This window comes from Pedobacter sp. HDW13, assembly GCF_011303555.1.
In the GTDB taxonomy this organism is placed as follows: Bacteria; Bacteroidota; Bacteroidia; order Sphingobacteriales; family Sphingobacteriaceae; genus Pedobacter.
This window is the reverse complement of sequence record NZ_CP049868.1, coordinates 3,298,791-3,319,839: the sequence shown is the minus strand read 5'-3', so window position 1 is coordinate 3,319,839 and position 21,049 is coordinate 3,298,791. Positions and strand designations below refer to the sequence as shown.

Below are 21,049 nucleotides of genomic sequence, written 5' to 3'. Positions count from 1 at the left end.
TGCTATGTTGAAACAAGCTACAGTCTCTCTAATTTTACCTCGGTTGCTGTTGCGTAACACAATGCACCATACCACCATTGGCAAATAGGTTACGGCAATCAATCCCTACCACCTTTTTACCAGGGTACAGCTTCTGGATGATTTCGTTTGCTACCGCATCATTTGGGTCGTTATAGTTAGGTACTAAAACGCGGTTATTGGCGATATAGTAATTGATATAGGAAGCCTTACCTAAATTTTTACCATAGGTGGTAACCACATCATTTTTAGTAAGCGGAACTTTTACAAAGTTATAGGCAGCTCCTTTTTTATCGGTTGCAGCATATAGTTTGTCTGCATCAGCCGCCGGAACCTGCCAATAATCCAAATCGTTTGCATTCATGGTAATAATAGTCGAAGCGTTGGCGAAACGTGCAAATCCATCAATATGCATATCGGTAATATCGAGGCCTGCTTTACCCTCAAGCCAGATAAATTTGCTGATGCCTAAATATTTGGTAAATATAGCTTCGGCTTCCTGCAAAGTCATTCCTCTGTTTCTGTTTTTATTCAGAATAGAACTTTTACAAGCCATAAGTACACCCTGGCCATCAACTTCAACACTACCACCCTCATTTATCATCACTGCATTCAGGTCTATTCGCTTAATTTGTTGATCGGCCGCTATTTTTGAAGGTATAGCATCACACTTACTAAACTCGGCTTTGCCTCCCCAACCATTAAAGCCCCAATCCTGAATAAAAAGCTGACCATTTTTATCCTTTACATAGATAGGGCCGTTATCCCTTACCCACACATCATCAGTTTGGTAAACTTTAAAATCGATATTGCTTAGCTGAGCATCAGCTGTTTTAAGTAAGGCAATAATCCGGTTTTTCTCGGTTTCATCGTAAGCAACAACATGTACCTTTTCGCTTAAAGCCAGTTCTTTTGCCATCGAAACCCAGGTAGCATCTAACCTGTTGCGGTAAGTTGCCCCATACTGGTATTGATGCGGCCATTGCAGCCAGGTGCCTTCGTGCGGAGCTGATTCATCGGGCATAGTATAAACAATAGCGCTATCAGAAGGCTTTGAAATTGTATCTAATTCGCCTTCGGTACATGATAATAAAACTGCTGGTAATAACATCATTATGATTCCCATTTTTTTCATGATTAATATTCTTTTTTTTATAGGGCAAAACTAGCCGTATAAAAAACTATAAAGTTGTCTGAAATTGACAACCTTTATTTTAATGGCAACAGTATCGCTGTTAACAGCTCTTCTTCACTTTCGGTATTATCGGCATGCCTGATGTAACGCTCGATAATGGGGCTATGCGAAAATTCAAGTCCGCAATCTAAAATCCAGCCAGCATAAATTTTCTGGTAGGTATCGTCTAAAGTTTCGTATTTCCCTTTGTGAAGAAACTGGGCATACCTGCCACCCATTATCATTTTAGACGGCAATTTTTCGTCTTGTGCCGGTTGCGAAGCACAGGCATCGTACTTACAGGCCAGCTCATTTCTAATCAGGGGTTCATCGGCAATAATGCCGAAATATTCGGTATCGTGCAGTGGAAATACATGCTTTACAAAATTACCCCACAACTGTTCAATCTCTGGGTTGGTGTACTGGATAAAAGTACTTTTATAATAAACTTTTACGGCTGGCAGATATACAATTTCGGGCTTTAGCACACCTGCTGCTTTTACCGGCACCAAATGGGTAGTATTAAACAACTGTGTTTTACCCGATTTGGCCAGTTTGGGCGAAATGCCAAAATGCTGTTTAAAAGCCTTTGAAAACGAAGCCAGATTAGCAAAGCCAACCTTTAGTGCAATGGTAGTAAGGCTTTCCTTAGTATAAAGAATTAATTTATAGGCATTTTCTACGCGCAGCCTCTGCTGGTAAGCGCCAATGGTTTCGCCACAGCTGTATTTAAAAATCCGCTGAATATTGCGGTAAGAGTAATTGGAAACATCTTCGATCTCTTTGATCGAAATCGACTGGTCGTACCGCTGCTCAATCAGGTTGATGGTATTGTAGACACAATACAGGTTGGCAGCATCAGTACTTATCATTACTTGAATAATTGATTAATGAAATTTAATAAAAACAATTCGTAAAAAAAGTAAAACGGCATATTGTAAGCCAAATTGTTAAGCTTGTTCAATTATACCCGCGCAGCCACGCGGCTAAACAAACGTTTGTGCATTGAAGAAATAAAAAATCACACAAAATTAATCTAGTTTTACCCGTAAGCAGCCATTAGCTATGTTAAACCATTTTAACAGCTGCCAGCTAACCAATAATTCATCTAGAGTAAACCAATTTTATGAAAGCGCTAAACCGCAAGCTTTTCCCTTTTCGGAAATTATTTTTACTATACACTTTATCCTGCTTAACCCTATTGGCTGCCAAAGCGCAGAAACCGCGAGCAACAAGCAATTTTGCATTGCATTTAGACGGGGCCGATAATAATCCCTGTATCGGGATGCCCATTATGGAAAAAGCATGGACCATAGAGGCCTGGATAAAAGGGAATGATTTAAGCTGGAAAAAAATTGAAACCATAATTGGTGTTGGAGAGTACGGCAACCTGGATGGACTGGATGAAATACCCCTGCAAATTCACGAGGGAAAATTACACTGCCCCGCAGCTAAGCTCACCTCAACAAATGTACTTGACGATAAATGGCATTATGTTGCCTTAAGTAATAACGGCGCTGAAACCAAACTATACCAGGACGGCAAACTCATTGGTACCTCAAAAGGTAAAATGGCCATTTTGCCCGGAACCATTGGCGTATACGATAAAGCTGAAAATACTTTTGGCGGACTAATTGATGAAGTAAGAATCTGGAATACCGCAATTCCCCAGCAGGTGCTTCAACTTTGGGCTTCGAAACCACTAACGGCAAGGCACCCTAATTTTAAAAACCTTAAGGCTTATTATAATTTTGATGATTTGAAAGATGATGTATGTCTGAATCTGGTTGGGAAGGGACATCAGGCCTATCACCTCAGAAATACACGTTTAAATTACAAAGGCAATCTCCCACTAGCTTACCTGGTAGCGAATGACAACAGACTGTTTGCTCTCGCAGCTAAAAACCAGGAGGTATTTAATGCGGTTACCATAGCAAGTGAATGGGATGCTGGGCAGGGAGCCAAAAACGACCAGTTGTTAAAGCTCCGCATAGCCATAAATGGAACAGAGCAGCCATTAAAACTAACTGAACTTACACTAAACTTCGAAGGAACAACCCATTTAACCGATATAGAGCGGGTACATGTTTATTATACAGGTAAAAGTGCCAGGGATGCCGTAAGAACTGAATTATTTGGAAATGGAAGCATGGCTGCAAAAAAACTAACCTTTACCGCAGGCAAACCATTTGTTTTAAAAAGTGGTATCAATTACTTTTTAGTTACGCTCGATATCCAAAAGCATGCAGTAGTTAGCAATACCATAAAAGGCGCAATTTCGGACTTTACCTTAAACGGAAAAAAATACCAGCCTGAGGCAGAAAATACCAATATCACAAAAACCGTTGTTCCGATGCAGGGCAAAGAAAATACATTAAAACTTTTGCAGTGGAACATCTGGCACGGTGGCGTACACATGGGCAACAATGGCAAAAACCGCGTTAAGGAACTCATCAGAAGCACTTCGGCTGATGTAATTTGCATGCAGGAAGCTTATGGCACACAACAAATGCTTGCCGACTCGCTAAACTTCAAGATGATTACCGCATCGGCCAATGCAAACCTTGCCCTTTTTAGCCGCTACCCCATTACCAAATTAACCGCTAAAGAACCTTTTAAATCTACACCAGGCATCATTACCTTACCCAATGCAAGGCAGATTTTGGTAGCAGACTGGTGGTTAAGGTATGCTTACCGCCCCGAATACACCGATTATTACCTGAACAAAGGTTTGGATGTAAACGATTGGATAAAAGAAGATGCCATGCTTGGTGCTGCCGATGCCGCAGTAAATATGGATACTGATATTGATCCTGTTGTTAAAGGTACCGATATGGCGGTTATTGTTTCGGGCGATTTCAATTCAGGCAGCCACCTCGACTGGACTGCAAGGGCTGCTCCCCTGCATAATGGTTATGGCCCTGTAGCTTTTCCAATCTCTAAATTAATGTTAGAGCGTGGTTATACCGATACTTACAGATTCATTAACCCCAATGAGTTAAGCCACCCGGCTGGAACATTTGCTGCTATATTTGGTCATTTGCAAACCTCACGGATTGATTATATTTATTACAAGGGACAGGGCATTAAACCAATCGCTTCTAAAATTATCCGAACTGCTCCCGAAATTGACGATGTATGGCCTTCAGATCATGCTGCCGTACTCACCGTATTCGATCTTTCTAAATAAGTCATTCCACAAGCGTTGCAATACGAGCCCGATTGGATATTCTAAGGCCGAATATCCAATCATCACCAGCGTATTGCCGGCCATTACTTATTTGTACGCCTTAAACTATCTTTTTGTAATACAATGATCCAGCTATGCGTACATGGCTGGATGATTAGTTTTAGATTAAAAAAATTCCTGCCCGGCAAGGCACTTAACAACATCGCGTTCAGAATCAAATGCATAAAAATCATGTTGATGACATTTGTCAATATCTAAATAGCAAAAAAGCTTTAAAACTGTAATACTAAACATACAAATATTTCGGTTTAAGCAAAAAAGGTATATTTTTGTGGAAATTAACCGAACAATGAAAATTACCCTTTCCCTTACGCCAATTCTTTGTTTTATTACTTTGTTAACCAACGCGCAGCTTAAAACCCTGACACCAGCAAAGCAAATGGCAAAAAACGGTGAAAGCATGTTCGAAGTTTCAAATAAATTAAACGGCGATGCACTGATTGACCGTTTGGTAACACAAAGACGCGCTTTCAATAATAGCCGCAACAAATCAGCATCGCAGCTGGCCAACCTGCCAGCCGCAGAGCATATTTTCGACAGGGCCAGCCTTACTACCATTACTTTTGAAGGTTTAGACTATTTCATATTAAATAACCGGGTAATCGGTATTAAAGGATTAGCACTATCGAATGAAGTTTTGGCACAAATAACCGATAAGTTAATGCTACTGGATAAAGTTCAGTACGATTACTGTGAAAAAGCGAACAACGAATATTTAAGTGCGAATACCAATTTCCAAAACATCAGAAATATGGACAGGTGGTTTTTTACCACACTTAAAATATTTAACACAACCGTAAATGATATTGCATCGTTTACCAAAAATGCAACCCCTTCTTTATCAGTAGCCGCCAATATCAGCAAAATGACCCATCCAAATATCGATGCCTGGAAAGAAAAGCAGATTGACCAGGCTCTGGTACAACTGGAAAAATAAACCAACAAACCAAACAAACAGTAAGAGACCCCGTTTAAACTAAACGGGGTTTTCTTTTTAACTAAAAATCAGATCAAAAGTTAGTATCCGAAACCTGGAGATCAACGAAACCTGTATTCGACCAGCGGATTTGCAACGGCTTTCCGGCGTCTTTTACCGTTTCCTTGCTAACATCTTTTCCGCTACCATAATTTACCTGGGCAAAAGGATTTTTATCAATGTTGAGCACCACCAACAGCCTGCTTCCTTTTCTTAATTGCCGGCTAAAAAATCTAGACCTGTAAAAAGGTATGGTTTCTGCTTTACCCGGAGTAAGTAGCCTGCGCTGAGACATATCTTTAGCGTAACTGGCCCGGCCCAGGAAATAGGATAGCTGAAAATATTCGCCTTCTGGTGTAATTTCATAAAGCACCAAACCAACATCCATATCTTTTTTATTGATAATGGCCTTTAGTGTTCCTGTTAAATAACCACTAACCGATACATCCCGATCAAAAGCTTTGCTGGTAAAGAAAATGCCGTTTGTTTTATCAATTTCTTTCTTAATAATCTGGCTTGGATAATAATCATTGTAATAACTGTTCCTGTCTACCATATCAACCCTTTGCACAATAAAGGTTTCTTTTCGCTGTTTAATCCTGGATAAAACAGTGTTACCATTTGGAGCACGATCGAGATAAAACCTAACCTGATGAGCCTCTACCTTGTCCATAGCAGGTACGTGTTTCCATACATTGGCACCCATCACTTCGAAATTAATCTTATCCCTTAGCAGTGCCGGTCTTTCTTTTCCTTTTAAAATATGATCCAGCCATTCAAAAGTGAGCTCCCTGGTATTAATTAATGCCACAGGATCGACTTTATATCCCTTTAGTGTTGCTGCTCCTCCCTTTTGTGCGCCAAAATGATCGTAAGGACCGATAACCAGATAGTGTTCTGCAGAAGGCCTGTATTTGTAATGCTCCCTGAGGTATTCGAGCGCCGAAACCTGCCCATCATCGTAATAGCCCGTAATGCTGAGCACAGGAATATTAATCTTTGCAAAATCCTCGCCGTAAGGCACCATCGATTGCCAGTAAGCATCGTAAGCGGGATGCGAAATCCATTTTTGGAGCCAGGGATTAGGCGTTCCATCTATACTATCAATACGGTTATAGGCTGCTCCGCTTTGCCACCAGTTATTCCGCATACGTGCCCACCTTGCATTGTCGTTATTCACCACATCGTCGGTATATTTATTGTTGGTAACATGGAAAGCCCATTGGTAATTGGCGTTTAAAAAAATATTGTTCTCCATTGGCAAGCCTAAACCTGGGATGGAAGCCACATAGGGCACAATTGTTTTTAAAGCAGGGTGCAAATATTTGGTAGCCGCCCACTGTGCAAAGCCCGAAAAACTGCCGCCATACATACCCACACGGCCATCGCTCCATGGCTGGGTTACAATCCAATCAATTACGGCATTCACATCACGCGCCTCGTGTTCATAAGGTTCCGGATTATCGGGACTGAGCCGCTTTCCTCTTGCATCAGCCACAATGCCAACATAACCTTTATCAGCAGCAAATTTGGCTTCGGCAAGGCTTCTGTTTGTATCCGAATAAATCAGGTACATCAGCGCACAGGGCAACTTCGCTGTGATGCCCTTTTTCTGCACCACAACAGCAGAAAGTGTAATACCATAATTGGTTTTAATCAAAACACTATCCCGAATAATGTAATTGGCAGTATCGGGCAAGCTTAGTTTCTGCTGAGCCATACCAAACCGGGCAATTAAAAGGCATAGCACAGCCATACCGAAAAATTTTCTGTTCATTTTCATCTTAACTAAATTTTAATTTATCTTTTTTTAAGGTTCCTGAACCGTACAGACTGACGTTCGGATAGTTGTACGCGAGTTCCGGATGAGAGCGTTACCGAAATCCTACCTTCATTACTTTCTACTGAGGCTACATTATTAATATTAAACATCCGCTCTCTCGATGCCCTAAAAAACATGGCACAATCAGGGTTTTTCTCTATATTATTTAACGAGTTTTTCATCAATACCTGCTCCTTTCCATAATAGAGCCTCACATAATTCTCTTCAGAGGCAATCAACTCTATCGTACTCCATTTAATCAGGTGGAGTTTATTTCTGTCTTTGACAAAAAAAGTTGGTTCAAACTGTCCCTGGCAACGTTTGGTAATTATATTTACGGCTTTATCCAGTCGTTCACTGCGCACGGGTTTCATCAGGTAATCGAGCGCACTTACTTCAAAAGCCTGGAGCGCATAGCTATCGTAAGCAGTTACAAAAATTACCTGGGGGATGTGGCTCAACGATTCGAGCATTTCAAAACCGGTTTGACCGGGCATTTGAATATCTAAAAAAATTAAATCGGGCTGCAAAAGCTCAATCATTTTCCTGCCTTCAAAGCCATCTGCAGCTTCGCCCAATACCACAATTTGCGGGTAAGCTTTTAGCATCCTGATCATTTCGGCCCTGGCCTGGCGCTCATCATCAATAACCAATGTTCTTATTGTTTTCATTTGATCGGAATGGTTAAGGTTGCCAAAACATTTTCTTTTTGCTGACTGATGTTGAATGTAGCCGCTCCTTTGTACCCAATATCCAGCCTGTCTCTTAAATTTTCCAGTCCAATGCCAGCATTTTCATTATCCTGTTCCAACCTGCCGGGATTTAATACCTCAATCCTTAAAAAACCATCCTGCTCATAAACCGTAATGCTCAATTTACCCCCTGCTACCTTTTTCGCTATTCCATGTTTCACCGCATTTTCAACCAGTAATTGTAAACTCAGACGCGGAATCATTACCGATAAAGCCGGAACCTTAATCTGGAATTCAAAACTTAGCCTTTCTTCCATGCGCATGCTTTCGAGCTCGAGGTAATCTTTTACCAATTCAATTTCTTCATCCAGGCGCACCATCATCGCGTTTCCGCTGTATAAACTATTGCGCAAAATTTCACTCAGCAGGTCTATTCCTCTCGCAGCACCATCTGGTTTGGTATAAATAAGTGATTTAACGGTATTGAGTGCATTGAAAAGAAAATGTGGATTAAGCTGACTGGAAAGATTATCGAGTTGTGCCTGCTTAAAACCCAATTGGAGCCGGGCGTTTTCTGCAGCCAGAAATATCTCCCTTTTAGCATAATGGTAAAGATGATAAGCCAGTAACCAGATGGCCATTAACCTGATACCGGCCATAAATATGCCCGAAATATTGATCAGTGCAAACTGATCCCAATCTAGCCGCCTGTTATTCACAAACATAGTTCGCAAAAAATATACTTTTGGGATTGTAGTGCAGGTATAAATAATGCCCATTACCGGAACTGCAATAAACATCCTTACAATCAAACTATTTAAAGGCAGGAGCTGCCATTTATTGCTTTCGGCGAATAGTTTATAAAGATGGGTAATACCTATGTAAAGCATCACATCGGTTACCAGCTGAGCAAAACCTAAGCCCCAGTGAAACTCGCCGCTGGTAATGGCTACAAATGCCCAATAGAGAGAAGCAGTTGTCCACCCGATGAGCTGGCATCTCCAATAAAGTGAAATATGAGTCTGATTCATTTTTTTTCTTCTTGCCAAAGGAACACAAACTAAAAGCAATATAAAAGATAAAGTACATGGATGCAAGAAACCAGAGGATGAATGCGGGGATAGGTACCCTGCAGAAATTTACTATAAAAAAAGCCGGTCTAAATGAATAAGCCGGCTTTTAGTAAAATCAATAAAATGGTGAGTTACTCTGGTGTACCCTCATTAACTGTATTATGTAGAAATTATTTTTTAGAACAGAACCCCAATCTTGATTGCCAATGACTCCACATTGTATTTAGCTAATCCATTTTTTAAATATTGATGGTCGAAACCCAGACCTGGTACTAAAACAAAACTCTTGCCCAGGGTAAATTTATGACCTGCTCCAACATTAAAAAGAAAGCCATCACTGAAATTATCATCAATTTTAACAGATGGACCAACTATTCCATAAAAAAAGAAACCGCTTCTGGAGTTTTTAAGATAATATCTTGCATCGGCAGTTATATTAAAAGTATTGTAGAATCCAAATAAATCAGTATCAACACCATCAAGCCCAATCCCTATACCCAGGCTTAAATTTGGATTGATGAACAAACCATTAGTTGTTCGGATGCTGCGTATATTGGCAGAAGAACTTAATTTACCGCCCATTAAATTAATTTTGGCACTACCCGGATATATACCAAACTCAGTAACATTAAAATAACCCTTCTCTTGCTTGGTTCTAAGCTGCTCCTGTGCATATAATTTCCCTGTACATAGCACGAATAAAAAAATGTAGATAATCTGTCTGTGTATCATTAACTTGTTATTTATTTCTTTGTTATTGATTCTTAAAAATAACATCAAAGCGCCCCTCGCTAATACTTACCTAATTCCCCTCACTATCTTCTGCTGTAAACATAGCATCCAAAGTTATTACTACCCTGTGCAGTTTGAGGTGGAAGTGTTTCTTGTTTCTTACATGCAAACAAAGTAAGCGCGTAAATAACCGTCAATATACTTTTTTTACCTTCATAAATTGCTGCTGATCCTTATATTTCTTATCTGCCGATTATTCCAAACGCCCCAAACTACTGCTGACCAATAATGGTGGTATTTGGATTTGCCTTTAAAGCTAATGCAGAAATCACGGCCATACGGGCAACAGCCTTTATTGTTTAGCCTTCTTTTCTATCTTTTGGAAATTACGCATATCTAAAACCGTAACAGGATTAAATTTGCTACTGTGTATATACCCCAATAAGCTGTATTTTAATTGCCTGGCTACTGGCCTGTTGTTAATATCGGTATGCAAATCCATGGTACAAAGCAATAGCTTACCATTACCTAGCTTAGCCTCTACAACACTGGACATATTTCTGTTTTTGAAAAAATTATCAATGTTTCTAACTACAATGGCTGATGGCGACAGGCCAATGCTATCTAACACCAAAGTAGTTGATTTTTTACAGAGGTCCCACCACTGCCAGTCGGTATGGTTATCGGTAGGGAAATTTTCAAAAGCAGGATGTTTCGGATCGACCAATAGGCCCATTGTTCCGGGTTGGTTTGGAAAATGAACCGGACTCCAGAAAACCTGCACAAATTTCCCTTCAACGCCATTAATCTTTTCTTTTGCAGGATTTAGCAACACCTTTTTACCCTGTTCCAAAGCCAACAGGGCTTCGTTGTAATCTGTAGTAAATACAACATCTTCAGGTATTGGGTTTACCTTTTCGGGATAAACCCAAATGCTCCAATTATTTTGATACGTTGTATTTTCGATACTAACGCTTACGTTTAATTTTTGAGCGCTGGTTACTTTTGTTAAAGTTGTACTAATATTTTCAGCCAGGGCACTATTACCTAAATGGATATTTACACCAGATATTTTACCTGAGGCCAATACCACGCCTTCATCTCCTGTAATCTGCCAAACTACGGTGGCATTTTTTAATGGAATAGCCCCGTAATTAGCTACTTCTATTTGCGCTTTAAATACTTCATTGTTGGTATAAGTTGCTTTTTCAAACCGGATAAGCGGTACCACAGGAGCACAGAATTTCCTGAAATCAACTGGTTTAATTAAACCTTTGCTATCCCAAAATGCATCGAGTACACCAACCAGAGCAGTTCCCTGTCCTGGAAAATCGTGTAAATCTAATAACTGAAACCCACTAACATTTTTGGTTTTTAAAGCTCTTTCTATTTCTTCTTTATAAAGTAATACAGCTAGTTTGCCACTGGCGTTTGTAAAATCGCTGGCAAAAGCAGTCATGTTTTTCCGGGCAAGGTCGTCTTTTATTGCCGTAAAGTTTAGCGGGGCCAATACGCCGGTATACTTCGCAATTTCATTAATATTAGGATAAACAGCATACTGCCCTATTTCATGGGTAATGAGTGGTACGGGCAAACTATCAACTGATTTTGTATAGTCTTTATTAAAAGAAGGGGCTTCAACATCGAAAATACCCTGCCCCCGCACCCAGCCTTTTTTGGTGCGCTGTGTAATAAAATAATCGTCAGCAGCTAATGGCCAGTCGCCAAAACCCTTCTCAAAAGTATAAGAAGTGGTGGTATACATTCGTCTATTATCTACTGATTTTAGTTTAATCACCTCATCACTTAACCACTTCATATTACCCTGCATTTCGTTACCCATACTCCAAAAGCAGAATGATGGGTGATTACCATAGTACCTGATCATTCGGCCCGCCTCACGGTCAAAAAAATCGTCGGCCAGTTTATCAGTACCAATTTTAAGCGACCAGGCAGGTAACTCTACCTGCAAATAGAAGCCCATTTCGTCTGCCATCTCAAAAGCAGCTTCGGGCGGGCACCAGCTATGGAACCGAAGATGGTTTAAGCCATAATTTTTTGCACTTTCAAAAACTTTTCTCCATCCTTCTTTTTCCATTGGCGGGTATCCTGTTAATGGAAAAATATTGCATTCTAAGGTTCCTCTTAAAAATAATGGCCGGTTATTGATTAGCAATTGCGGCCCTTTACTGCTCAGGGTTCTGAAAGCAAAACGGGTAGTTGTGCTATGTGTTGAATTTGCAGATTTTATTGATGCATGGAGGTTATACAGTGCCGGATTAAACTCATCCCATTTTTTAATTGGGCCTTTAATATCAATATAGCTTACTATGATGTTTTCGCCCGCCTTTAATGATAGGGGAATATTTGATTTTTCGGATTTTGTTTCACCATTTACCGCAGTCAGGCTAAGCGCTGAGCGAAGGTTTTTACCCAATTTATTATCTATTTCGCTAACAACTTTAATCCGGTTTAACTTTTCTTCGGTAAAAACCTGGGTATTTTTAAGGTAAACACCTGGTTTTGAAACCAATTGTATTTTACCGATTACCCCATTCCAGATAATCTGTGTTTCTGCAGAATAGGCATGTCCATCGCCAATATCGAACTTTTTACTGTTATCAATCTTTACGGTAAGGGTGTGTTTCCCTGGCTTAAAAAAAGGAGAAAGATCAAAATCATGAGGGGCACTAAGGCTCTCTCCCTGCGTATTCACTTTTTTTCCATCAACCCATACATCGGTTTGCCAAATAACCCTTTCCAATAAAAGCGATACCTGCCTGTTATTCCATGAAGCCGGAATAATCACCTCTTTTTGATACCAGGCCGCGCCCACATAAGAAAATTTACGCCATAAATGCAGCATAACTTCCCGCTTAAGTACCGGTTTTAACTGTAATGGATTACCAAAACCAGCATCGTCTGTAGTGCCAGGCAATTTTATTTTCTGGTTAAAAAACAGTGCAGGCTTATTATACCATTTTTCCTGTTCCCCTGTTTTAAGAGAATCGATACGGAAAGACCATGCTCCGGCCAGATTTATCACTTCTTCGCCTGTTGCGGTTGTATTTTTTTCCTGCCCCAGCATACCCGAGATAAGGATAAGCTGAAAAAGACAGGTAAACAATATTTTTTTCATAGTAAAACTTTATTTTCTACAGTAGAATAGTCGCCAATAATTTAGTCTTCCGGTACGACAACTAATTTATCTATTTCAATATTTGCAGCACCATCCGAAGTAATATTTATATTCAATTTCCCATCATTGGTATCTTCACGCATCATAAATATTTTCACCCATTTACCAGAAACAGGTATCTTGCCAATGGCCAGTTCTCTACCCTCTAAAGAAACAATACCCGATGTTTTTGACTGAGCAGGATTGTTGAAATGCAGATACACATAACCTTTTATTCCGTTGGGTGGTGCAATATTAATATTCATCCGTTTGGCAATCCAGCTACCTGTTTCTTTTTCCTTGTAAACCTTTGCCCCCGCCACCTCATAAGTAAACCCTTTATTTACCACAACTTCATCCAAAACATTACTCCAGTCGCTCCTGGTGCTATTGCTTTTTTTACCGGCATTAATATAAAGTATGGCATTATTAAATTGATCGGGTAATGGACTCTGGTTCTCTGCTGTTGGAACTTTTGCTACGATTTCTTTAAGCTTTTCTTTAGGTAGCGCCATAACAGGATTAAATTCATTACCCTGCATATAATGGATTAAACTATACCTTAATTGTTGTAGATAAGCATTATCTGATTTTGTTAAATCATAGCCACAAACCAACAATTTACCAGCACCAGCCTGGGTTTCGAAAATACTGCCTAGTTTTTTGTTGTAATGAAAATCAGAAATTGGCTGCACTAAGGGCTTAAACGCTTCGGGCATTGCCGAGAGGTCAAAATATTTAGCACCACTACCTGCTTTATACCATTGCCAGCTTGCATAATTATCTGTCGGAAAATTTTTAAAAGCACCACTCTGCACGTTAATTAGCGAGCCCAGCGTTTCGTTACCCTGCCCGGGGAAAAAGCTACTCGACCAAAAAAGTGGTGTAAATGAAACGGCCTTTGAGGTATTTTTTGTCCCCAGTTTATTGGCAATAAGCAATACTTTCCCGCCGCCATTTAAAACGCTATCTACCTTAGCATTCCATTCTGTAGCTACATAAATATCATTAGCCGTATTTTTTTGCTCTTTGGGAAACACATATAATGGCCACGAATTGCTATATGTTGTACCAGCCAGATGCAAACTAAAGGTATATTTTTTAGCCTCCGCAGGTAGGTTAAGGCATTCGATATTTAACTGCCCGGCAGCGGTTAAAGTACCCTGAGGAAAGCTACTTGCAGCAGCAGTACCGTCCCTTATCACATTACCCAGCTCATCAGTTAACTGCCAGTTTAGTTTAGCATTAACATCGTTTTTAAAATAATTGGCTACCTCCATTGATAGTTTAATGGTATCGCTTTGCGTAAAGGTAAAGCTGTTAATGCGGATTAATGGTACAACGGCATTGGAGTGCTGCCTGAAAACTTTTGGGTCGGTTATGCCTTTGTCATCCCAAAAAGCATCTAACCAACCTATTAATGCTTCACCTTGCCCCTGATAATCTTGCATGCTCAGCAGCTGAAAGCCAGCGCTTGATGGTGCCAGAAGTACATTTTCTATTAAATTTTTATACAACAACTGCTGCAAAGCTCCACTGGCTTTATGAAAATCTACATCCTGGCTTACTATACCATTCTTTTTCGCCATTTCTTTAAAACCTTCCAGATTACGGGCTTTTAATACGCCTTTATACTTATCAATCTCTTTCCATTCGGGATATACAGGGTATTGACCAACCTCGTGCGCAATAATGGGAATGGTTGCTTTACTGTAATTCTTTTCCAGGCCTGCATCTGTTTTATTTATACTGTTGCCATAAGTTCCACCCACACCTGGAATGTTATGGGTAACCATATAATCATCAACCTCAGTAATTTTTCTGGCGGTAGAAACAGCATATAAACGTCTCGGATCTTCTTTTTTAACTTTCCTTATCCACTCTTGCATTACGGTAAAATCAGAATTGCCCAATTCGTTACCTATGCAGAAGAAAAGGAAGGATGGATGATTGCCATAAGTATCTACTATACGCTTCATCTCTTCCTGAACAAACTTATCGCCATCGGGATTTTTACCTAAACCCTGCGGGAACCCCCTGGTATCCATCTCCGGTCGATCTGGATTAGGCTGAGACATCCACCAATCAATCCATAAAACTTCTGCCTGTATGTAAATCCCCATCCTATCGGCTACCCTAAAGGCAACCTCTGGCGGGCACCAGGAGTGGAAACGAACGGTATTTAACCCATAATCTTTATACTTTTGAAAAATCTTTTCCCAATCTTTATCAAGCGTTGATGGATAACCGGTTATTGGAAAATGCACACAATCTAAGTTTCCCCTGATGTACGAAACTTTATCGTTTACTAAAATTTTATGTGCTGTGGTGCCTAATTTCCTGAAACCAATTACATCAGTCCATTGGCTTTGCACCAAACCACTTTTTAATTGCAGGGTAACCTGGTATAACGCCGGATCGAACTCATCCCAGGTTTTAATTCCGCTTAACTGATTGAGTATAATATCGTACTTAGCTTCGCCAGCTTTGGCAATAAAATTCTGTTTTTGAGTGCGGATAACCTTTCCCGATTGCTTATCGGTTAGCGTGGCCGTAAGCACCAATGGCGATTTCTTTTGCTGCCAGTTCATTACAAATGCCTCTAAACGTAAGCTTTTTGCCGATACATCGGGATAAGTTTTTACAGCATTAATTGCTAAATCTTCTTGTTTTTGCAACTCGATACGCCCAATAACACCATTCCATATACTTTGAGTGTACTCTGAATAACCATGGCCTTTATCGCCAATGTTATGCACCAGTTCATTGTTTATGCAAAGCGTAATAATATGCGTTCCTTTTGTTAATCTGCCTAAGGGGTGCTTATGCGCAACATACAATGGCGAAAGGGTTGAAACCTCTTTCCCGTCCACATATACTTTGCTTTCCCACAATACCCGCTCTAAAAAAAGATTAACGTTTTTATTGTTCCAACCAGCAGGGATGGTTATTTTTTTTTGATACCATGCCGCACCAACATATTTATGGGCACGGGTAAGTATGCCGTAATCAGAGCCTTTGGTTACAGTTCCATATCCTGCCTCATCAGTGGTACCAGGTAATTGTATATCACTGCTTAGGTGCTTTTCAGACCAGTTTTCTTTATATCCCAGGCTATCAGGATCTAATTCAAAAGACCACTTTCCGGCCAATGATATTATATTCTGCGCCTTACTGTTTACTTGGAAAGAGAGCAGGGCAATAAAAACCAAAGCCCCAATAACGGCCTGGTATCTTTTTGTTCTTTTCATTATAATTAGTTCACTATTTAACATTCGAAGTATTTTTCACAATTGTTCTTATCCCTAAATGGCTATTATCCATAAGCTGCAATTCAATTATACTTTGTTCTGCCAGGTCATTATCCTGTAATCCTGCATATCCCAATGCAGTCATATACAGGCAGTGAACTTTATTCCGTTTGTTCAGATCATCATCAAAAATCATCAGATCGGGCAACGACACAGCAAAATAATCCAGTTTAATATGATCGTTTACATGGCTTTTACCATAGCTGATTAAGCTGTTAAATTTTTGGTTTGCGGCATCATTATTTTGCAGTTCCCGGTAGGCTAATCCCTGGTAAAATATGGCATCAGGTTGTGGATCATTGTAAAAAATGGCTGCTGCAGGCTCCATATCGCCCAGGCTTGCCCTTGTAAAATATGTTTCGGCTTTTTTCTCATCGCCTAAATTACGGTAAGCCACCCCAAGCCAGTAGTCAACATCGTTTTCACGCGTGCCGTACAACTTACCTTCGCCTAAGTTTTCGGGATAAACAGTAGCATCATTAAACAATTGTATCCCTGCTTCATATTCGCCGTTGCTGATAGCTGCTTTAGCCAAACCAATCTTCGAAAACACGTATTGCATACTCACCTTGCCTTCGCCACCTTCCCAGGGATGAAATTTACGCCCCATTAACAATGCTAAGGCCTCATCGAGATTTCCATTAAGGTTTTTTAAGGTAAGGTACTCCAGATATAAATCATCTCTTTTTTGGATCAGTTCTTTATATTTCTCCAGAAAAGTTAACCGATAGGTAATTGAATAATTTAATCTTTTATGCAATTGATCCAGCTCCAATAACACACGGGCATCGGTAACATCGTTAAAAAAGGCTTTTTCCATAAAGGCCAAAGCTTTCTCTTCATTTTTATCTTTATTATAGTAAGCAATACTCAGGTTACGGTTTACCGATGCAAAATCGGGATTAATAGTAGCCGAAGTATTCCAGCAGTTTATGGCTGCTGCATATTGCCTTTTATCGTACCATAAATTGCCCAGATAATAAAACGCTTTATAATCATTGGGGTTTTCTTTATTAACAAACGTTAAAACGTCAATGTCTTCTAAACGATTAGGGAACACTTTATCGGGGCTCAGTTCGAAACCTTTGGTTAAATACTGTTCAACCTTTTCCAGCTTTCCCAACCGGGCATAATAGTTGGCCAGATAATAAAAATATAAGGGTTGCTGTTCTTTGTTTTCGCAGCGTAACAATAAGCCTATTGCTTCTTCATATCTGCCACAAGCCGCGTAATCGATCGCTATTTCAATGTAACTATGTACATTATCTCTTAACCGTTCATTTAAAATCCTCTCCCATACATCAACCTGGGCAGGGCTTTGCTGATGAATGAGGCATAATTCATATATAGAACCAAAATCGAAATTATCAATCGAAAGTGTTTCTAAAGCTAACTTTGCAGCATCGTCTAATTTGTTTAATTTCCGCAGCAATAGCGTTTTTAAGTGCCTTGCCTTAAAACCATGGGCATTCCGTATCAGTGCACGATCTGCCAATGCTAATGCTTCGGGCCAATTATTTTTAATGGCTTCTATTTTGGCAAGTTGCAGATAAGCGTTATCCTGTTGGGCAACGTTCCATGCGGCCTTGTAAAATTTATCATAAGCTGCATTAATTTTGCCCTGATACAATAAGCTTAAACCTAAATTATACAGTGGTTCGCCATCGTACGGATTTGGATTGTACTTTAACAAGGTAGTAACCGCCTTTTCAAAATACCTTTCAGAAATTTCAAATTGCCCCCTCCTAAAATAATAAAGGCCTAAAGCATTGTTGTTCCTAACGTCTGTATCATCGCGTTTCAATGCTTCTTCATAATAATCTTTTGCTGCATAAGTGGCATGCCTGTATTGTTCTAAATGAAGGCCAGCCATGTAAAGTGCCTCGTTGGTTTTCATTGCAGCCGGTTCCGCCAATGGCTTGGCGGGTTCTGGCGAAACATCAACATCTTTTACCGCTATTGGCGAATAGTCGACCAATTTTTCTCCTGCGCTATTGCTTACCATTAGCGTTACATCCTGCGCGATGTATCCAATAGGCAAAGTAATTTCTGCTTCGAAAGCTTTAAGTGGAGACAGGTTTTCCTGACAAGAAAAAACAACCTCCCCTTTTAACTTCAATTGGATATGTGCAAGCTCCTGTTTCGATGTAGCATATACTTTAACAAAGGCCGTTTCTCCACTAAATTCTAAATTAACGAGGGCATGTTTTGTAGCGTTTTTAACATAACCAATTTCTTTATAAGGCAGAAAATATTGGGTAAACGTAATTTCCTGATTAGGCATTATCCACGAAAAATCAGGCTGATTATCTGTGTAAACGCCTGTCATAATTTCTACATAAGGTCCATCTTCATCGGTTAAATGCCTATCCCAGGTTTGTCCAAAATTCCCATCGCCCCAGGTCCATTGTTTTTTACCGGGCGAAATGTGATGATTGGCAATATGTAAGAGCCCCGCCTTTTTTTGATGGTGATAACCACCTACAAAATCAAAATCAGATCCTACAGCCATAAAAGAAGTTGGCACAGGTATATTCTTATACCATGAAATATCAGTTCCGGGAGAGTAGTCTTTTTTATAATAGGTTCCTTTGGCTATCGGAAAAAGCGATACATCTCTTTTACCGTGATCGTAAACTGCCGTAACATCGGGCGGAAAAACCGATTGATAGTGCTCATCTACGGCAACAGCCGGATTGGCCCACCATAAAAATGTTTGCGGTAATGCTGTACGGTTGTATAATTTGCCTGTAATTTCAAGATAAGCACTATCAGGATAAAGCTTAAAACCAGCCATTCCTTTGGTATGAAACATTTTTTCTATTTCACTAACCCATACGGTTTTACTGCCATCGGCATGTGTTTCAATCATAAAATCGACCGGTTCGAAGGTACTTGGCCGATGATGTTGCGGCCAATTAAATTCTATTCCACCCGATATCCATGGGCCTGTTAAGCCCACCAACGCGGGTTTAATAACCTGATTGTAATAAACAAAATGATAATCGTTTGTTTTATCGTATGCCATCTGAATGCGGCCACCCAGCTCTGGCAAAATCATAATTTTAATAAATTCGTTCTCTAAAAAAACGGCCTGATACTCCTGCTCTGTTTTTTCATCGTACACCTGATCTATTACAGCATGGGGGTAAACAACTCCGCTACTGCCCTGATAAATTCTCTTTTCGAGAAACATCGGGTTCTTATCTGGCTCACTGGTTTTATAGGTCGGGATAATCACTATTTCTTCCCAGGCTTTTACTTGCATATTTATACGTAAATGGTTATTGCTTAAATAATATTGATCTTGATTTTTCAATATGTGCTGTTCATATTAAACTCAGTTTCGGATGCCGGCATTCTCGCCGCTATGCTTTAATGCACTATTTGTATGCCTTCAATTTCTTCTAAGGTTTTTCCTTTGGTTTCTTTTACAAATTTCCAAATGGCTAAACAGCCAATGGTGCATATTACGGCGTAGATGTAAAAAGTATCTTCTTTAAGCCAATCGAATAAAATGGGGAAAGTAAATACCAGTACGAAATAGGCACCCCACAGGCACAGTATTGCCCAGGTAGTTGCTTTTACCCTAACTTTATTGGGGAATATCTCAGAAATTAATACCCAGGTAACCGGTGCCAGCGAAACAGCATAAACACCTATGGCACTTAATAAAAACCAGGAAACTGATGTAGAACCCGATGCCAGTAATTGAGAGATAATAACATACAAAATGGCTAAACCACCAGCGCCGATAAGCATTAAGGGTTTTCTGCCAATTTTATCAACCAAAAACATGGCAGAAACAGTAAACACCACGTTTACGGCTCCAATAAATACGGTTTGCAGTAGCTGATCATCCTGAGAAGTACCTATGCTTTCGAATAATTTAGGTGCATAGTTAAAAACAGTATTAATGCCGCAAAACTGCTGAAAAATGGCCAGGCCAATCCCAATTATTACCGCCGGAAAATACATTTTGTTAAAAATGCTGGCTTGTACAGTATTGGATTTACTATTTAGTGTTTGCGCTATACTTTTTAAAGCATCGGTAGCAAATTCGCTATTGCCAATCTTATTTAAAACTTTTAGTGCCTGTTCATCTTTTCCCTTTTGCACCAACCACCTCGGACTTTCGGGAAGTAGCCACACACCAATAAAAAATAAGCCCGAGGGTACGGCACCAAGCCCGAACATCCATCGCCAGGCATCATCACCGGTATCTCGGAGAGTGTAATTGATCAGGTTGGTAATTAAAATACCCAGTACAATGGTTAGCTGATTAATGGCAACCAACCTTCCCCTAAATTTGGGTGGGGCAAGCTCGGCAATGTACATAGGCGACAGCATGGAGGCCATGCCTACTCCTATGCCCGAAAAAAACCTCGATGCGATAAAGAAATCGCGGTTTGGTGACATAGCCATAGCAAAAGAGGAGGCTAAAAACGTAAATGCTGCAATCATTAAACCTGGCTTGCGGCCATAAGCATCTGATACGTAACCTGCTATAATGCAACCCAACATGGCCCCTAGAGCCAAACTACCTGTTGCAAAGCCTTCCCAGTAAGGCGTAAGTTGAAACTGTTTTTCTAAAAACGGCAAGCTGCCTGAAATGACAGCAAAGTCGAACCCAAAAAGATAGCCACCACCCGCTGCAAGCAGGGAGATGAAAGTAATGTAGCCGGTGTTAAATTTGCTTTGAGCTATTAAGTGCATATATTTGGTTGTTGATAAATACTAAACAGTGATACACAAACATCAGCAAAGCACCATGATTTTCAAATGCACGGATTGAGGATAATAATGGATTTTCTTACGATCAT

12 protein-coding genes are annotated in these 21,049 nt (G+C 40.0%); 2 read left to right on the top strand and 10 right to left on the bottom strand.

The features are described 5' to 3' along the window. Positions 1–34: 34 nt before the first annotated feature. The gene (locus tag G7074_RS14150) at positions 35–1,132 is read right to left on the bottom strand and encodes an agmatine/peptidylarginine deiminase (RefSeq protein WP_240916306.1); all 1,098 of its coding nucleotides are present in this window, start codon (positions 1,130–1,132) and stop codon (positions 35–37) included. 95 nt (positions 1,133–1,227) lie between these two features. Next, complete coding sequence (locus G7074_RS14145; protein WP_124558370.1) at positions 1,228–2,064, bottom strand: GyrI-like domain-containing protein; 837 nt, start codon at positions 2,062–2,064, stop codon at positions 1,228–1,230. 254 nt (positions 2,065–2,318) lie between these two features. Between G7074_RS14145 and G7074_RS14140 the strand changes: the two genes are divergently transcribed. Next, positions 2,319–4,382: a BNR-repeat neuraminidase N-terminal domain-containing protein gene (locus G7074_RS14140; RefSeq protein ID WP_166208992.1), complete on the top strand. Its 2,064-nt coding sequence runs from the start codon at positions 2,319–2,321 to the stop codon at positions 4,380–4,382. Positions 4,383–4,731: 349 nt separating this feature from the next. Then, positions 4,732–5,379: a hypothetical protein gene (locus tag G7074_RS14135; RefSeq protein ID WP_166208989.1), complete on the top strand. Its 648-nt coding sequence runs from the start codon at positions 4,732–4,734 to the stop codon at positions 5,377–5,379. A gap of 73 nt (positions 5,380–5,452) precedes the next feature. Here the strand turns inward: G7074_RS14135 and G7074_RS14130 are convergent, their stop codons facing one another. The 8 genes from G7074_RS14130 to G7074_RS14095 all read right to left on the bottom strand — a co-directional run bounded on the left by G7074_RS14130 (position 5,453) and on the right by G7074_RS14095 (position 20,942). Beyond that, the gene (locus tag G7074_RS14130; RefSeq protein ID WP_205944050.1) at positions 5,453–7,195 is read right to left on the bottom strand and encodes a CocE/NonD family hydrolase; all 1,743 of its coding nucleotides are present in this window, start codon (positions 7,193–7,195) and stop codon (positions 5,453–5,455) included. A gap of 23 nt (positions 7,196–7,218) precedes the next feature. Beyond that, complete coding sequence (locus G7074_RS14125) at positions 7,219–7,911, bottom strand: LytTR family DNA-binding domain-containing protein (protein WP_124558367.1); 693 nt, start codon at positions 7,909–7,911, stop codon at positions 7,219–7,221. Continuing rightward, positions 7,908–8,963, bottom strand: a complete 1,056-nt coding sequence (locus tag G7074_RS14120; protein ID WP_124558366.1) for a sensor histidine kinase — start codon at positions 8,961–8,963, stop codon at positions 7,908–7,910. The genes G7074_RS14125 and G7074_RS14120 overlap by 4 nt, the downstream gene beginning before the upstream one ends. A gap of 219 nt (positions 8,964–9,182) precedes the next feature. After that, the gene (locus G7074_RS14115) at positions 9,183–9,737 is read right to left on the bottom strand and encodes a hypothetical protein (protein ID WP_124558365.1); all 555 of its coding nucleotides are present in this window, start codon (positions 9,735–9,737) and stop codon (positions 9,183–9,185) included. A gap of 352 nt (positions 9,738–10,089) precedes the next feature. Continuing rightward, positions 10,090–12,876, bottom strand: coding sequence for a glycoside hydrolase family 2 protein (locus G7074_RS14110; RefSeq protein WP_166208987.1), 2,787 nt, complete (start codon positions 12,874–12,876; stop codon positions 10,090–10,092). Positions 12,877–12,917: 41 nt separating this feature from the next. Then, the gene (locus G7074_RS14105) at positions 12,918–16,166 is read right to left on the bottom strand and encodes a sugar-binding domain-containing protein (protein ID WP_166208984.1); all 3,249 of its coding nucleotides are present in this window, start codon (positions 16,164–16,166) and stop codon (positions 12,918–12,920) included. A 13-nt stretch (positions 16,167–16,179) separates the two neighbouring features. Next, positions 16,180–19,545, bottom strand: coding sequence for a DUF5107 domain-containing protein (locus tag G7074_RS14100; RefSeq protein WP_240916305.1), 3,366 nt, complete (start codon positions 19,543–19,545; stop codon positions 16,180–16,182). 56 nt (positions 19,546–19,601) lie between these two features. Beyond that, complete coding sequence (locus tag G7074_RS14095; RefSeq protein WP_124558362.1) at positions 19,602–20,942, bottom strand: sugar porter family MFS transporter; 1,341 nt, start codon at positions 20,940–20,942, stop codon at positions 19,602–19,604. Positions 20,943–21,049: the final 107 nt, after the last annotated feature.

Bases quoted from the DNA above. Each gene is read 5' to 3' on its own strand.
- G7074_RS14150 (WP_240916306.1), bottom strand. From the start codon at position 1,132: ATGATGTTATTACCAGCAGTTTTATTATCATGTACCGAAGGCGAATTA.
- G7074_RS14145 (WP_124558370.1), bottom strand. From the start codon at position 2,064: ATGATAAGTACTGATGCTGCCAACCTGTATTGTGTCTACAATACCATC.
- G7074_RS14140 (WP_166208992.1), top strand. From the start codon at position 2,319: ATGAAAGCGCTAAACCGCAAGCTTTTCCCTTTTCGGAAATTATTTTTA.
- G7074_RS14135 (WP_166208989.1), top strand. From the start codon at position 4,732: ATGAAAATTACCCTTTCCCTTACGCCAATTCTTTGTTTTATTACTTTG.
- G7074_RS14130 (WP_205944050.1), bottom strand. From the start codon at position 7,195: ATGAACAGAAAATTTTTCGGTATGGCTGTGCTATGCCTTTTAATTGCC.
- G7074_RS14125 (WP_124558367.1), bottom strand. From the start codon at position 7,911: ATGAAAACAATAAGAACATTGGTTATTGATGATGAGCGCCAGGCCAGG.
- G7074_RS14120 (WP_124558366.1), bottom strand. From the start codon at position 8,963: ATGAATCAGACTCATATTTCACTTTATTGGAGATGCCAGCTCATCGGG.
- G7074_RS14115 (WP_124558365.1), bottom strand. From the start codon at position 9,737: ATGATACACAGACAGATTATCTACATTTTTTTATTCGTGCTATGTACA.
- G7074_RS14110 (WP_166208987.1), bottom strand. From the start codon at position 12,876: ATGAAAAAAATATTGTTTACCTGTCTTTTTCAGCTTATCCTTATCTCG.
- G7074_RS14105 (WP_166208984.1), bottom strand. From the start codon at position 16,166: ATGAAAAGAACAAAAAGATACCAGGCCGTTATTGGGGCTTTGGTTTTT.
- G7074_RS14095 (WP_124558362.1), bottom strand. From the start codon at position 20,942: ATGCACTTAATAGCTCAAAGCAAATTTAACACCGGCTACATTACTTTC.